This window comes from Saccharothrix xinjiangensis (genome assembly GCF_039527585.1).
GTDB classification, from domain to species: domain Bacteria; phylum Actinomycetota; class Actinomycetes; order Mycobacteriales; family Pseudonocardiaceae; genus Actinosynnema; species Actinosynnema xinjiangensis.
This window is the reverse complement of the sequence record NZ_BAAAKE010000011.1, coordinates 161,007-176,151: the sequence shown is the minus strand read 5'-3', so window position 1 is coordinate 176,151 and position 15,145 is coordinate 161,007. Positions and strand designations below refer to the sequence as shown.

Sequence of the window (15,145 nt, the reverse complement as noted above, 5' to 3'; positions counted from 1 at the left end):
CGACCCTCAGCGCACCCCGCCGCCCACCACCGACCCCACCCACTCGGCATAGGAGCTGACCAACGTGTAGATCCCGCCGTCCCCGCACGGCCGAACCGAGTTGTCCGTGGCCCGCGACGTCGCCCCGGCCAGCAACCACCCCTCGCCGACGCGCACGTACGCCGGCCCGCCGCTGTCCCCGTTGCAGCTGTCGCGGTCGAGGTTCGGCGCGCCCGCCACGAACTCGGTGCCCGGGTCCGCGCCGTACCCCGGCAGGTTCCCGGCCAGCGGGACATCCACCTCGCGCCTGCGCCCGTACCCCGTCCGGCCCTGGAAGTCGGTGTTGCCGTACCCGACGAGCCGGACGAACGACGCGCCGCCCAGCGCACCGGCCGGCGCGATCGCCCGGGGCGCGGTGCCGAGGGGTTCGGCCAGCAGCAGCACGGCGATGTCGCCGTGCGGCCCGGACGCGCCGTACGAGGGGTGGACCACGGCCTCCCGCACCGCGACGACGCGCCCCGGCGCCCGGACGTCCTCACCCGAGAACACCCGCTGCCCGCACCCGCCCCGCGCGCAGTGCGCCGCGGTCACCACGGCGTCGGGCGCGACGAGCGTGCCCGAGCAGCACCACCCGGTCGCGCTGCCGACGGCCACGCAGTCGGGGAAGTCGGACGTGGGCGTCCCGCCGACGATGCGCTCCCGGTCGGCGACCACCTCGCGGAGGTTCGCCAGGTACGCGGTGTCGGCGTAGAGGTCGGGCACGGGCAGCGGCGCGCCGCGCCCGGTGAGCCGGTCGGCGTACTCCTTGGCCAGCCGCACCGGGTCGTCGGTCGCCGCGAAGCCCGCGGCCTGGTTGAGCAGGGCCTGGAACGCCAGGGCGAACCGGGTGTCGTCGTCGCCCGCGACGGCGCGCGCCAGCTCGGCGGCCGGCCCGCGCAGGGCATCGGCATCGTCGGTCACGGTTGGGCTCCCTCCGTCGAACAACACCCGGTTGAGGTACCCCGTTGGTCGCCAAGCCGCACGCGTTCGGTCGCCGACCCGCACGCGTTGTCCGGTTGACGACAGGAATCGCTCACGCAGTGGGGTTGACCGACCACGCTCAGTACGGTCGTGGACCATGCAGCGAACAAGCGTCCTGGCCCTCGTGGCCACCCTGCTGGCGCTCGGCGCGGTACCCGCCACCGCGCAGCCCGCCGCGCAGGTGGTCCCCGACCCCGCGGCCCACGTCGACCCGCTCATCGGCACCAGCAACCAGGGGAACACCTTCCCCGGCGCGGTCGTGCCGTTCGGCATGTTCTCCTTCAGCCCCGAGGGCACCCGCGGCAACACCCTGCGCGCCGCGGCGCCCGGCGGCTACCGGCACGACGCCACCCGCCTGCGCGGTTTCAGCCTCACCCACATGTCCGGCACGGGCTGCGCGGGCGGCTCGGGCGACGTGCCGATCTTCCCGCACGTCGGCGCGGTCACCACCAGCCCGACCACCGACGCGAAGGACGAGGTCTACGCGAGCGACTTCGCCCACGCCGACGAACTCGCCAAGCCCGGCCGCTACGACGTGGCGCTGAAGTCCGGCGCGAAGGCCGAGCTGTCCGCGACCACGCGCACCGGCGCGGCCCGCTTCACCTTCCCCGCCGGGAAACCGGCGACCGTGCTGGTGCACACCTCCAAGTCGCAGGTGGGCAGCAGCGACGCCGAGACCACCGTCGACCCGGCCGCGCGCACCGTCACCGGCTCGGTGACCAGCGGCAACTTCTGCGGCTACATCAACCAGGAGGGTCGCCGCAGCTACTACACGCTGCACTTCGCCCTGGAGTTCGACCAGCCGTTCACCGAGGTCGGCACGTGGCGCGACGACGTGGTCACCCCCGGGTCGACCACCACGGGCGGCGGCACCACCTACGGGAAGAACGGCTGGCCCGTGCTGGGCAAGGGCTCCGGCGCGTACCTGGGCTTCGCGCCGGGTTCGACGGTCGACGCGCGCGTGGGCATCTCCTACGTCAGCGCGGACAACGCCCGGCTCAACCTGCGCGCCGAGAACGACGGCCTGGCCATCGAGGACGTGCGCGACAACGCCTACCGCGCGTGGCAGGAGCAGTTGCGGCGCATCGAGGTCGGCGGCGGCTCGGACGGTGACCGCACGAAGTTCTACACCGCGCTCTACCACTCGCTGCTGCACCCCAACGTGTTCAGCGACGTCAACGGCGAGTACGCGGGCATGGACGGCAGGACGCACCGCGTGCAACGGCCCCAGCGCGTCCAGTACGGCACGTTCTCCGGCTGGGACGTGTACCGCTCGCAGCTCCAGCTGCTGACCCTGCTGGAGCCCGGGGTCGGTTCGGACATCGCGCAGTCCCTGCTCAACCAGGCCGAGCAGAACGGCGGCGTGTGGGACCGCTGGACGCACGCCAACGGCGGCACCCACGTGATGAACGGCGACCCGTCGCCCCCGGCGCTGGCCGGGATCCTCGCCTTCGGCGGCGAGCGGTTCGACGTGCGGCGGGCGCTGGCGTCGCTGGTGCGCGCGGCGACGGAGCCGACGCCGCTGGACCTGAGCAAGGACGGCTGGGCGGTGATGTCGGTGGGCCAGCGGCCGTCGCTGGACAAGTACCTGCGGCTGCGCCACATGCCCTCGGTGTCCAACGCCTGGGGCGGCGCGGCGGAGACGCTGGAGATGTCCGGCGCGGACTTCGCGATCAGCCAACTCGCCGCGCGGGTCGGCGACCGCCGCACCCGACGCGAGTTCGCCGACCGCGCCCAGTGGTGGCAGCACAACTACGACCCGGTCGCCGACGAGACCGGCGGCTACCTGCGCAACAAGGACGAGGACGGCACGTGGGCGGAGGACTTCGAGCCCGACACCGGCCACGGCTTCGTCGAGGGCAGCAGCGCGCAGTACACGTGGATGGTCCCGCACAACGTGGCCGGCCTGGTCGCCGCGCTGGGCGGCCCGGAGCGGGCGAACGCGCGGCTGGACGACTTCTTCCACCACGAGGACGGCAGCTGGGCGCTGTCGCGGGCGGGCGGCACGAAGTCCGCGCTGGACAACGAGCCCTCGCTGAACGTGCCGTGGCTCTACAACTACACCGGTCAGCCGCACAAGACCCAGCGGACCGTGCGCGAGGTGGTGAACTCGCTGTGGACCACCGGTCCCGGCGGCATCCCCGGCAACGACGACCTGGGCGCCATGTCCTCGTGGTTCGTGTTCGCCTCGATCGGGCTGTACCCGCAGGTGCCGTCGCGGGCCGAGCTGGTGGTCGGCAGCCCGCTGTTCACCTCGGTGCGGATCAACCGCGGCGGCGGCCGGGACATCACGATCACCGCGCCGGGCGCGTCGCCGCGGGCGATGTACGTGCGGGGGCTGGAGGTGAACGGCCGGGCGAGCACGAGGGCGTGGCTGCCGGAGTCCTTCGTGGAGCGCGGCGGCCGACTGGCGTTCACCCTCGGCGAGTCGCCGAACACCGCGTGGGGCTCCGCGCCCGGCGACGCGCCGCCGTCGTTCCGCGAGGGCGAGCGACCGGTCCGGCACGACCAGCCGTACCACCTCAAGGTCGAACCCGGCGACCCCGTGGTGGCGCCCGGCGCGACGCTGGCCGCGCGGGTGGTGCCCACCAAGCTCTACGAGGGCGACCCGGCGGCCACGTACACCGTCACCGGGCCGCCGACGCTGTCGTTCGACCCGCCGTCCGGCGCGGTGCCGGGCGGGTTCTCGATCACCGCCGCGCCCGGCGCGCCGCAGGGCTTCCACCCGGCGTCGGTGGTGGTCGCGGTCGAGGGCGCGGACCCGGTGGAGCTGCCGCTGGTGGTGAAGGTGGCCCCGGAGGGCAGCATGCTGGCCGCGGTCGACAACACCGGCACCTCCGACGACGAGACCGGTGACGGCGACTTCGACGGCGGCGGGTACAGCTACTCGAAGCAGGCGCTCGCCGCGGCGGGCCTCGCGCCCGGCGGCACGGGCGCGGTGGACGGCCTGACCTTCCGCTGGCCCGACTCGCCCGCCGGGCGGCCGGACAACGCGGTGGCCGACGGGCAGCGCCTGGACGTCACCGGGACCCGGCTGGCCTTCATCGGCGCGGCCACCAACGGCGCGCGGGCCGGCGCCGCGACGGTGACGTTCACCGACGGCGGCACGGCCCGGGTCGAGCTGGGTTTCAGCGACTGGACGCTGGGCGGCGGCGGCAGCGCGCCCGCCTACGGCAACGCGGTGGTCGCGACCACGCCGTACCGCAACCAGAGCGGTGGCGGCGCCGAGGAGGTGGCCACGCACATCTTCGCCACGAAGACCTTCACCGCGCCGGAGGGCAAGGTGCTGCGCTCGGTCACCCTGCCCACCGACGACGGCCTGCACGTGTTCGCGATCGCCGCGGAGGGGAATTCCTGACCGGCATTCTTCAATTCCGCAATTTTACGGCCTGAGTAATTCACCGGAATGGGGGGTTGCCGTTGTTTGACACACCCCCCGGCCAGTGTTATCCATGGGATCACACCAACCGGGGGGTGGTATGTCGGATTCGACGGGCCAACGGCGGCCCCCTTATCGAGTTGCGCTCATAATCCTGTTCCTGCTCGTCACCGTCGTGGTCGCCTCGCTGTCCGCGGTGCTGGTCGCGAACGTGACCTCGTGGTGGCGGCCCGACGGGGTCGTCTACCTGGCGGCGACCGCGGTGATGCTGGTCCTGTCCGGTGTGCTGATCAACGCCGTGCCGAAGGTGGTCGGCGACCTCTGGCGGTGGGACGGCCCGGTCGCCAAGGCGGCCTCGCAGTTCACGGCCGTCCTGAACGGCCCGCGGAACCGGATCGGGATCCCCGTCGTGGTCGTCGCCCTGGCCGCGGGCAGCTACTTCCTGGTGCCCGCCGAAGGGCTGGAGCCCGGCGAACTGGTCATCATGGCGGGAGAGGACGTGAGCCCGGATGACCCGCGCAGGACGCTGCTGGACCTGTGGAACGCGACCCACCCCGCCAATCCGGCCAGGTTCGTGACAGCGGTGGGCGAGGCCGAAGAGCAGTTCGAGCACATGGTCAACGACGCGAAGGAGGGCGGTCGGCACGAGGCCGACGTCTACCTGCTCGACGTGGTGTGGATGACGCGGTTCATCGAAGACCGCTACATCCGCCCGCTGGACCGGTCCCGGCTGCCGGACCGCGACCTGGACGACTTCGTGGACAAGGTGCGGAGCACCGGCGAGGGGGACGACGGCGAGCTGTGGGCCCTGCCGCTCAACACCGACGTCGGGCTGATCTACTACCGCACCGACGTCCCCGGCGTCGACGCGCCGACCAGCTGGGACGACCACTCCGGCCCCGGCCCGCGCACCGCGCCGACGCCGCTCCACGCGTTCCAGATGGCCGGCGAGATGGCGACCATCACCTCGCTGGAGGCCGTCTGGGCGGCGAACGGCGCCGTGGTGCAGGAGGACGGCCGCGTCAGCCCCACCACGGACGGCAGGCAGGCGCGCTTCGACGACAAGGACCACTCGGGGCTGCGGAAGCTCAACACCGCGGTGCAGGACCCCGCCCTGTTCCCCGGCGACCCCGAGCCCGAGGACGCGAACTCCGAGGAGGCCGTGGAGCAGTTCATCGACGGGCGCGCGCTCTACATGCGGAACTGGGCGGTGGCGCACGAGCAGCTGACCAGCCGGCAGCGGGAGCTGGACGAGGCGGGCATCGCCTTCCGGGCCGCCCCACCGCCCACGCCGAGCGTGCTGGGCGGGCAGAACCTGGCGATCTCGGCCAAGAACGACGCGCCCCGCGCCGCGCAGGCGCTGATCGAGTTCCTGACCAGCGCGCAGAGCCAGCTGATCCTGTCGGAGATCGGCGGGTTCGCGCCGACCCGCGACTCGGTGTACGAGCGGCTCGGGGGCGAGCAGTTCAGCAGCGTCCGCGACGCCCTCCGGGACGCCCGGCCGCGACCCGCGATCCGGTGCTACACCGAGTGGAGCCGGGATTTCCGCGACGGCGTCAAGGACGTGCTGGACGAGGACGACGAGGTGTCGGACGAGACCGCCGAGAAGCTGATGGGTGATTGCCCGGAGGGGTGAACCGGTCGCGCACCGGGTACGCCAGGGGGGTGACCGAACGAGAGCCGCTGGACCTGGGCGCCACCGAGCTGCCCGCCGAGGAGGAGGCCCGCCTCCGGCGGGACCACGACCTGGACCGACCCGAGGTCTTCGACCGGCGCAACGGCGTGGACGAGCGGGCGGGGACGCGGGCCACCCTGCTGCCCGAGGAGCGGTCGGCGGGCAGCGCCGACCCGGAGGCGCAGGCCCGCGAGGTGCTGCGCGACTCCGACGTGCGCACCGAGATCCCCGAGTCCGCCCCGGACACCGCGTTCGAGCGCCGCGACTCCGACGACTGACCGGACCACCGGGCCACTGACCCGGCCTCCGGGCCACTGGACGGGCCGCCGGGCGACCGACCCGGCGGCTCCCCCGAGCGGACCCCGACCCGTCACATCACTCGAACGTATTACCGCCCTCCGGCTAACGCGGCGACGACCGCGCACGACCTAGGGTCAGCGCGGCTCGGCGCCGCGCCCGGTCGTGCCACCGGTGGAGCGCCCCGCGCCGTCCGGCGGCGGTGGGGCGGCGCCCGCCACCGCGAGCCGGAACGGCGTCGATCGGCGAGGATCGGACCGTCGCGGCCGGGCACCGCGTCGTGCTCCTCGTGCGTGGCGCCGGCCGTGCCGCCCGCTGCCTCCGGCACACGTGAGGGGTCCCCGTGAACGACGTCGCCACCATCAGGCCGATCGCCCGTCGCCACCGCGACTACCGCGCCAAGCGCCCGGCGGCCTCCTTCGCGGTGCGGGTCGCCTCCGGCCGGACCTTCGAGGTCGGGCCGGGCGAGCCCCGCTTCACGCTCGTGGCGCGCGACCACCGCGGCGAGGAGGCGCTGGCCTCGCTGGACCAGTTCCGGGTCGCCATCGCCTACCTGGAGGGTTGGCTCGACGTCGAGGGCGACCTGGTGTCCGCGCTGGCGATGCGCGGGTTCTTCCGCGACTTTCACCCGGTGGTGTGGTTGGGGAAGTTCGCGCCGAGCCTCCTCGGCGCGGGTGAGGCGGACGACCGCAGGACGATCTCCGCCCACTACGACCGGGAGAGCGACTTCTTCCTGACCTTCCTCGACCGGCGGCACCGGTGCTACACGCAGGGTTCGTTCGCCCGCGACGACGAGCCCCTCGAAGACGCCGTGACCCGGAAGCTGGACGTCGCGCTGGCGTCGCTGGACCTGCCGCCGGACGCGCACGTGCTGGAGGTCGGCGGCGGCTGGGGCGCGTTCCTGGAGCACGCCGGCCGGCGCGGCGTCGAGGTCACCGCGCTCACCCTCGCGGCCGAGTCGGAGCGGTACCTCAAGGCCCTGGTGGCGCGCGAGGACCTGCCGGTCTCGGTGGTGCGCAAGCACTTCCACGAGTACCGGCCCGGTCGGCGGTTCGACGCGGTCGTCAACATGGGCGTGACCGAGCACCTGCCCGACTACGGCCGGTCGCTGCGCCGGTACGCGGCACTGCTGCGGCCGGGCGGCCGGGTGTACCTGGACGCGTTCGCGATGCGCTCGCGCCACCGGCTGTCCACGTTCATGACCAGGCTGGTGTACCCGGGGCGCTCGACACCCCTGCTGCTGCACCGCTACCTGGCGCACGTGGCCCGCTCGCCGTTCCGGCTCGTGGAGCTGCACGACGAGCGGCACAACTACTTCCTGACCTGCCGGGAGTGGGCGCGCCGGCTCGACGCCGCGAGGGACGAGGTGGTCGAGCGGTGGGGCGCGGCGCTGCACCGCCGGTTCCGGCTGTTCCTGTGGGCGTCCGCGCTGGGTTTCGACAGCGACCTGCTCCAGGCCTACCGGTGGACCCTGGAGCTGCCCGCCGATCACCGCTGAGGTCGGTGGCGCATCACGATGAAGTCGCCGTGCCCGCCGTAGCCGAGGACGGGTTCGGCGTACTGCGTGCCGTCGAAGGTGAGCAGCCACCACTCGCGGCCGACGGGCAGCAGCACCGGGTGCGGGATGTTGGTGCCGTAGGGCGCGTCCAGGGTGCCGAGCTTGCGCATCGACAGGTCGTAGACGGGGTATTCGCGCGCGTCGCCGTCACTGGCGAACACGTACCAGTCGCGGCCGACGCGCTGGATGATCGTGCCCTCGGTCTGGTCCACGGTCCGGTCGGCCCCGACCAGCTCCAGCGACTCGGCGTAGTCCGCGCCGCGCGGCCCGACCGCGAGCGCCGGGTGGAACACGAACGCGGGCTGCTGCGCCTCGCTCTCCACGAACGCCAAGTGCCACCGGCCGTCGATCCTGGTCAGCGCCGGGTCCCACGAGCTGACCGCGGTCGGCAGCGGCACCCGCTCGGTGCGCAGCACGTGGACGCCGCGCAGGACGTCGGCGGTGGTCGTGGCGTGGCGGATGTGCACGCCGCGGAAGTCGAAGTCGCCCCACGAGCTCATCAGCAGGATGAACCGGCCGGTGCGGTCGTCGTACACGATGTGGCCGGCGTGGTCGCCGAGCACCACGCCGTCGCGCTCGAAGAACAGGACGGCGACCTGCTCCAGCTTCGTCGGGTCGGCCAGGTCGAGGGTCCACACCGCCCAGTGCGCCTGCTGGAAGAACCCGAGGCCGGCGTTGGTCATGGTCAGGTAGAGCTTGCCGCCGCGGGTGAACGGCCGGCCGTCCGCGTGCTGCACCACGTGCGGGTCGCGGACCCCGGCCTGGCCGAAGTACCCGGCCCGCACCCGGCCGAGCCGCACCGACCCGTCGCCGCGCCCGCCGTAGGCGTACTCCAGCGCGCCGAGGACTGCGGGGACCCGCAGGTCGACCAGCGCCCGCACGGCGTCGCGCGCGGTGACCACCGGCTGCCAGCCGGTGCCCGTGCCGGTGGTGTCCACCAGCACCGTGACGGCGTTCTCGTTGACGACCACGCCGACCCGGAACGCGCCGCGGACCTGCACGGGCGCGGACGCGACCACGGTCGTGGCGCCGCCCGCGGTGACCTCGATCGAGGCCCGGCCGGCGGCGGGGTCGACCACGCCGAGCACCGACGTGCCGCCGCCCGCGAGCCCGGCGACCACGGCGCCCGGCCCGTCCACCCCCACCACCTCCACCAGCACCGACGCGAACGGCGCCCGGGGTCGCGCCCCGGTGCCGACCAGGGTGACGAGGGTGGACGTGGGGCGGTCGACGGCGCTGTCGTACTGCACGAAGCGCGGCGCGACCAGGTCGAACGGGCGGAACTTGTGGGCGACCGAGAAGTGCAGGTCGAACGGCGTCGCCACGGGGGTGGCCGCGCTCGCGGGGAGGGGCCCGAGGAGGGCCGACGCCGCCCCGACCGCTCCCGCCGCGCCCACGTGGCGCAACAGCTCCCGTCGCTCCATGCCCGACCTCCCAGTCCACCGTTGGTCACCGAGTAACCACGTGTTACCCGGTCCGGTGGGAAAACGCCAGGGCCGGTCGGCGGTCACGCGCCCGTCGTCGAGCCGGGTCGGACGATCATCAGCACCACGACGACCGCCCAGAGCAGGTTGAACGCGCCGGTGAACCCGGCCAGCCGGGCGGCGAGCCCGTCCCGGCCGGCCAGGACGTCCCGCTGCGCGGGCAGGATGACCAGCGCCAGCAGGCCGGCGGCGACCGAGGTCAGCGCGATCGACACCAGCAGCCACGCGTCGCCGAGGACGCCCATCGACGCGCCGGTGGCCAGCCCGAACACGGGCACGGCGACGCCGACCGCCGCGTACGTGCGGCAGGTGCGGTGCAGGAAGGCCGCGACGCCGTTCGCCGGCCCGCGCGCGACGCGGGGGAACAGCGAGGCGGCCACGGTGATGGGCCCCACGGCCAGGACGGCGGCGAGCACGTGCAGGGAGAGCAGGAACTTGGACACCGGCGTGCCTCCTGGGAACGATCCACATGTAGACAGCCAATGCATACCAGGCGCGTGCGCCTCTTGTGTAGGCTGCCTACCCATGAAGGGGACTGCGACGTGAGCGCCGACCCGGTGGCGGACTACGTCACCGCCCTGGCCGGGGCCCTGCGCGGCCCGGCGCGGGTCAAGTCCGCCATGATGCGCGAGGTCCACGACGGCCTCACCGACGCGGTCGAGGCGCAGACGCGCGCCGGCGTGCCCCGTGCCCACGCGGCCCGGCACGCGCTGCGCGAGTTCGGCGCGACGGACGAGCTGGCGCCGCTGTTCCAGCGGGAGCTGGCCATCGCCCAGGCGCGCCTCACCGCGCGGGTGGTCGGCGTCACCGCGCCCGTGCTGGTCGTGTGCCGGCTCCTCGTGCACACCGCCTCGCCGGGTGCGGACTGGCGGCTGGGCGCCCTGGCCGCGCACCTGGCCGCCGTGGCGACCACCGCCGGGCTGCTCGCCGTCACCGCGCTGGCCGCCACCGGCCCGCTCACCCGCCTGCTGCCCGCGCCGCACCGGCTGCCGCGCGCCGTCGCCTGGACCGCGACCGCCGCCTCCGCCGGCATGGCGCTCGCCGCACTGGCGCTGGCCGTGGTCTCGGCCCTGTCCGCGAACTGGCCGCTGACGTCCCTGGCCTGCGCGCTCGCCGCCGTGTCGCACGGTGCGGTCGCGACGTCCGCCCGCTCCTGCCGAGAGTGCGCGAGGGCCGTCAACCGGTAACACCCGTCAGTGGCACTTACGCCGCGCCCCACCGGGTACCCGCGGTGGTGCGGCCGGACCGAGGCGGGGAGGACCGGACATGAGCGCCGCCCCTGAGCGGAGCGGGGTCGGGGGGTTCTTCGGCCACCCGGGTTCCCTGGCCACCCTCTTCGGCGTCGAGATGTGGGAGCGGTTCTCGTTCTACGGGATGCAGGCCATCCTGACCATCTACCTCTACCACTCGGCGACCGAGGGCGGGCTCGGCCTGTCCGAGACCACCGCGACGAGCATCGTCGGCGCGTACGGCGGCCTGGTCTACCTGTCCACGGTCGTCGGCGCCTGGGCGGCCGACCGCCTCGCCGGACCCGAACGGGTCCTGTTCGCCGGCGCGAGCCTGGTCATGCTCGGCCACGTGGCCCTGGCGCTGCTGCCCGGCTTCCTCGGCGTGGGCGTCGGCCTGGGCGCGGTCGCGCTGGGCAGCGGCTGGCTCAAGGCCAACGCCACCGTGCTGGTCGGCTCGCTGTACGCGGAGGGCGACGAACGCCGCGACGCCGGGTTCTCCCTGTTCTACCTGGGCGTCAACCTGGGCGCGTTCATCGGGCCGCTGCTCACCGGCCTGGCGCAGGTGCGACTGGGCTTCCATTACGGCTTCGGCCTGGCCGCGATCGGCATGGCCGCGGGCCTGACCCAGTACTGGTTCGGCCGCAGGAGGTTCCCGCCGGGGTCCGACGAGGTGCCGAACCCGCTGCCGGCCGCGCGCCGGCCGTTGCTCGCCGCGGGCGTGGTGGCGGCGGCGGCCTTGGTCGTCGTGCTCGTGCTCACCGACGTGGTCCGACCGGACAACCTCGCCGACGTCACCGTGGTGCTCATCACCGCGGTGGCCGTCGCCTACTTCGCGATCATCCTGCGCAGCGGGCGGATCACCGCCGTGGAGCGCAGGCGCGTCTGCTCCTTCATCCCGATGTTCCTGGCGAGCTTCGTGTTCTTCGCCCTGTTCCAGCAGCAGTTCACCGTCGTGGTGATCTACGTGGACCAGCGCCTGGACCGCACGCTGCTCGGCCGGGAGATGCCGGTGGCGTGGGTCAACTCCCTCAACCCCGTCTTCATCATCCTGCTGGCCGGGGCGTTCGCGGCGCTGTGGACGAGGCTGGGGCCGCGCCAGCCGTCGACCCCGACCAAGTTCGCGCTGGGCACCGGGCTCATGGGCGTGGCGTTCCTGATGTTCCTGCCGATGTCGGGCGGCACGGGCAACACCTCGCCCCTGGCGATGATGGCGCTCATCCTGCTGGTGTTCAGCGTGGCCGAGCTGATGCTGTCACCGGTAGGCCTGTCGCTGTCCACCAAGCTGGCCCCGAAGGCGTTCCCGAGCCGGTTGGTGGCGCTGAATTACCTGTCCGTCGCGCTGGGCACGGCCACCGCCGGTTCGCTGGCCGAGCACTACGACGTTCGAAACGAGGCGCCGTACTTCGCGCTGGTCGGCGGCGCGGCCGTCGTGTTCGCCCTGCTGCTGGTCGCGGCCGGGCCGTTCATCCGGAAGCTGATGAGCGGCGTGCGCTGAGGGCGCGTGGCGGGCGCGCGACGGGCACTGAGACCGAGGACACGTCCCTGGGGTGAAACAACAACCCCCTCACCTCCGTTGTAACAGGTGGTCGGCGCGGTCCGTGTCCCCCGGGCCTCAACTACAAAGCCTTCGCGGAAAACCGTTCGGCTGGAGCCGCGTCGTGCCACTCGCCGAGAGGCGACCGCCGCGCCGACCACTGAACTCGCCCCCGGCCGCACCTCCCCCCAGCGCGGCCGGGGGCTGCCACGGTCCCGAGCCGCTCCCCCCGCGCGGCCGGGACCGCCCCTTCTCCCCCCGGCAGCGGTGGCGGTCCTTCGGACCACCCCGCGACCCACGTTCCTGGTAACGCTCCCAGATCACCACCACGATCGCACTAGGCCATTCGGTCGACGGACCACACCTTCACCGCCGGCGCCACCACCCAGGGAGCGCACCGCCCGCCGCCGGCGTCGAAACTTTCCCGAAACAACTGTTGACACCGGCACAGCGGCGTTCGTACGGTCTACCTCACCTGCCGCTGGCGATCGAACATCATGAGCGCCAAAGAGATCCGTTGAAAGCCACAGCACGGCGAACAACCTCATCGACCACGTGACCTCTACTTGGATAGCGCTTTCCGTGGAGACGTCCGCCAGTTATTGAATCGTTTCAATCACACTGGCGAACAGCTCGGCCGACTCCACGACCACAGGACACATCGACCCGCGTCTGGGAGCGCTCCCAGGCGCGGATGAGTGAATGGAGCAACGGTGCCCATCAACTCAAGAGCGCGAATGGCCGCCGCCGCCACGGCGATCAGCGCGCTGACGGGCGGCTTCGTGATCGCGGGGTCGGCGTCGGCCGCCCCCGGTTGCGGGGTCGACTTCACGGTGCAGAACAAGTGGCAGGGCGGGTTCTCCGCCAACGTCACGATCAGGAACCTGGGCGACCCGGTGGACGGCTGGCGACTGGCCTGGACGTTCCCGGGTTCGGAGCGGTTCGGCCAGGGTTGGAACGCGGAGTTCGCCGCGTCGGGCGCGAGTGTGACGGCGTCCAACGTGGACTACAACCGGGTGATCCCGACGGGTGGTTCGGCGACGTTCGGGTTCAACGGCACGATGAGCGGCACCGACGTCGGCACGCCGTCGTCGTTCACGCTCAACGGGACCGCGTGCACGGGTGGCGTCGACCCGACCACCACGACCACCACCACAACCACGACCACGACCACGACCACGACCACCACGAATACGACGACCACGACGACCACCACGGATCAGGGTCCCGGGCCGGGACCCGGTGACCCGACGGGTCGCAAGCAGGTGGAGCGGTTGGACCGCGGTGTGGTGAGCGTGCGGTCGGGCAGCGGGAACCTGGTGAGCTGGCGGTTGTTGGCCGGTGACCCGCAGAACGTGGGGTTCAACGTCTACCGGGGTGGCACGAGGCTGAACTCCTCCCCGATCACCTCGTCGACGAACTACCTCGACGGCGGTGCGGCGGCGGATGCCTCGTACACGGTGCGCGCGGTGGTGAACGGGTCGGAGCAGGCCGCCTCGCCCGCCTCGTTGTCGTTCGGGTCGGGCTACCGGGACGTGCCGATCTCCTCGCCGGGCTCCGGTTACGTCGCCAACGACGCGAGTGTGGGCGACCTGGACGGTGACGGCGATTACGAGTTCGTGCTCAAGTGGGATCCGGACAACGCGAAGGACAACTCCCAGTCCGGTGTGACGGGCAACGTCTTCATCGACGCCTACACCCTTCAGGGCACCCGGTTGTGGCGCATCGACCTGGGTCGCAACATCCGGGCCGGCGCGCACTACACGCAGTTCCAGGTCTACGACTACGACGGTGACGGCAAGGCCGAGGTCGCGATGAAGACCGCGGACGGCACCAGGGACGGTCGGGGCACGGTGATCGGCAACGGTTCCGCGGACCACCGCAACTCCGGCGGCTACATCCTGGCGGGCCCGGAGTTCCTGACCATGTTCAACGGCCAGACCGGCGCGGCGATGTCCACGGTCAACTACGACCCGCCGCGCGGCAACGTCGGCTCCTGGGGCGACACCTACGGCAACCGTGTCGACCGCTTCCTCGCGGGCACCGCCTACCTCGACGGCGCACGACCGTCACTGATCATGGCCCGCGGCTACTACACCCGCGCGGTCATCGCCGCCTGGGACTTCCGCGACGGCCGGCTCACCAAGCGGTGGACGTTCGACTCCAACGCCTCCGGCAACGGCACCTACGCCGGTCAGGGCAACCACTCCCTGACCGTCGGAGACGTCGACGCCGACGGTCGCGACGAGATCGTCTACGGCGCGGCCACCATCGACGACAACGGCCGCGGCCTGTGGAACACCCGGTTCGGCCACGGCGACGCCGGTCACCTGGGCGACCTCGACCCGTCGCGTCCGGGCCTGGAGTACTACAAGATCTCCGAGAACGGCAGCCAGCCCGGCACGTGGTTCGCCGACGCCCGCACCGGCCAGGTGCTGTGGCGGACCTCGCCGGCCGGTGACAACGGCCGCGGCGTGTCGGCCGACATCTACGCCGGCAACCCCGGCGCGGAGTCCTGGTCCAGCGCCGACACCCAGATCCGCGACACCCGCGGCACCGGCGTCGGCCGCAAGCCGTCCTCGGCGAACTTCCTGGCCTGGTGGGACGGCGACCCGTCCCGCGAGCTGCTCGACGGCACCCGCATCGACAAGTACGGCACCGGTGGCGACACCCGACTGCTCACCGGCAGCGGGGTGGCCTCCAACAACGGCAGCAAGTCCACGCCGGCGGTGAGCGCGGACCTGTTCGGCGACTGGCGCGAGGAAGTCGTCTGGCGCACCAGCGACAACCGCGCCCTGCGCATCTACTCCACCCCGCACCAGACCGACCGGCGCATCCCGACGCTGATGCACGACACCCAGTACCGGGCCGCCATCGCCTGGCAGAACACCGCCTACAACCAGCCCCCGCACCCCAGCTTCCACATCGGCGGCGGCATGGCCACCCCGCCCTGGCCGGACGTGCACTACGCCGGCTGATCCCCCTCACCG

At 72.8% G+C, this 15,145-nt stretch carries 10 protein-coding genes; 7 read left to right on the top strand and 3 right to left on the bottom strand.

What is annotated here, in order from left to right; genetic code table 11:
• Positions 1-6 precede the first annotated feature (6 nt).
• Complete coding sequence (locus ABD223_RS23115) at positions 7-939, bottom strand: S1 family peptidase (protein WP_344038495.1); 933 nt, start codon at positions 937-939, stop codon at positions 7-9.
• 157 nt (positions 940-1,096) lie between these two features.
• Here ABD223_RS23115 and ABD223_RS23110 point away from each other — a divergent pair, with 157 nt between their 5' ends.
• The 4 genes from ABD223_RS23110 to ABD223_RS23095 all read left to right on the top strand — a co-directional run bounded on the left by ABD223_RS23110 (position 1,097) and on the right by ABD223_RS23095 (position 7,848).
• A complete protein-coding gene (locus ABD223_RS23110) occupies positions 1,097-4,357 on the top strand; it encodes a GH92 family glycosyl hydrolase (RefSeq protein WP_344038493.1) in 3,261 nt (1,086 codons plus the stop codon).
• Positions 4,358-4,478: 121 nt separating this feature from the next.
• On the top strand, positions 4,479-6,014 hold the full coding sequence (locus ABD223_RS23105) for an extracellular solute-binding protein (RefSeq protein ID WP_344038491.1): 1,536 nt from the start codon (positions 4,479-4,481) through the stop codon (positions 6,012-6,014).
• Positions 6,015-6,043: 29 nt separating this feature from the next.
• Entirely contained in the window at positions 6,044-6,331 is a 288-nt protein-coding gene (locus ABD223_RS23100) for a hypothetical protein (RefSeq protein WP_344038489.1), read from the top strand.
• A gap of 362 nt (positions 6,332-6,693) precedes the next feature.
• Positions 6,694-7,848: a class I SAM-dependent methyltransferase gene (locus ABD223_RS23095; protein WP_344038487.1), complete on the top strand. Its 1,155-nt coding sequence runs from the start codon at positions 6,694-6,696 to the stop codon at positions 7,846-7,848.
• Here ABD223_RS23095 and ABD223_RS23090 read toward each other — a convergent pair.
• Together ABD223_RS23090 and ABD223_RS23085 are read right to left on the bottom strand one after the other, a co-directional pair.
• Positions 7,839-9,332, bottom strand: a complete 1,494-nt coding sequence (locus tag ABD223_RS23090; RefSeq protein ID WP_344038486.1) for a twin-arginine translocation signal domain-containing protein — start codon at positions 9,330-9,332, stop codon at positions 7,839-7,841. The two genes, ABD223_RS23095 and ABD223_RS23090, sit on opposite strands and share 10 nt — an antisense overlap.
• Positions 9,333-9,415: 83 nt before the next feature.
• The gene (locus tag ABD223_RS23085; protein ID WP_344038485.1) at positions 9,416-9,835 is read right to left on the bottom strand and encodes a hypothetical protein; all 420 of its coding nucleotides are present in this window, start codon (positions 9,833-9,835) and stop codon (positions 9,416-9,418) included.
• A 99-nt stretch (positions 9,836-9,934) separates the two neighbouring features.
• Between ABD223_RS23085 and ABD223_RS23080 the strand changes: the two genes are divergently transcribed.
• The 3 genes from ABD223_RS23080 (at position 9,935) to ABD223_RS23070 (ending at position 15,133) form a co-directional block, all read left to right on the top strand.
• Positions 9,935-10,579 carry a permease prefix domain 1-containing protein gene (locus tag ABD223_RS23080; RefSeq protein ID WP_344038484.1) on the top strand — a complete coding sequence of 215 codons (645 nt, stop codon included), beginning with the start codon at positions 9,935-9,937 and terminating at the stop codon, positions 10,577-10,579.
• Positions 10,580-10,658: 79 nt separating this feature from the next.
• Positions 10,659-12,116 carry a peptide MFS transporter gene (locus ABD223_RS23075; protein WP_344038483.1) on the top strand — a complete coding sequence of 486 codons (1,458 nt, stop codon included), beginning with the start codon at positions 10,659-10,661 and terminating at the stop codon, positions 12,114-12,116.
• 752 nt (positions 12,117-12,868) lie between these two features.
• Positions 12,869-15,133 (top strand): rhamnogalacturonan lyase family protein, encoded by a 2,265-nt coding sequence (locus ABD223_RS23070; RefSeq protein ID WP_344038482.1) that lies wholly within the window; start codon positions 12,869-12,871, stop codon positions 15,131-15,133.
• The last annotated feature ends 12 nt before the right edge of the window (positions 15,134-15,145 follow it).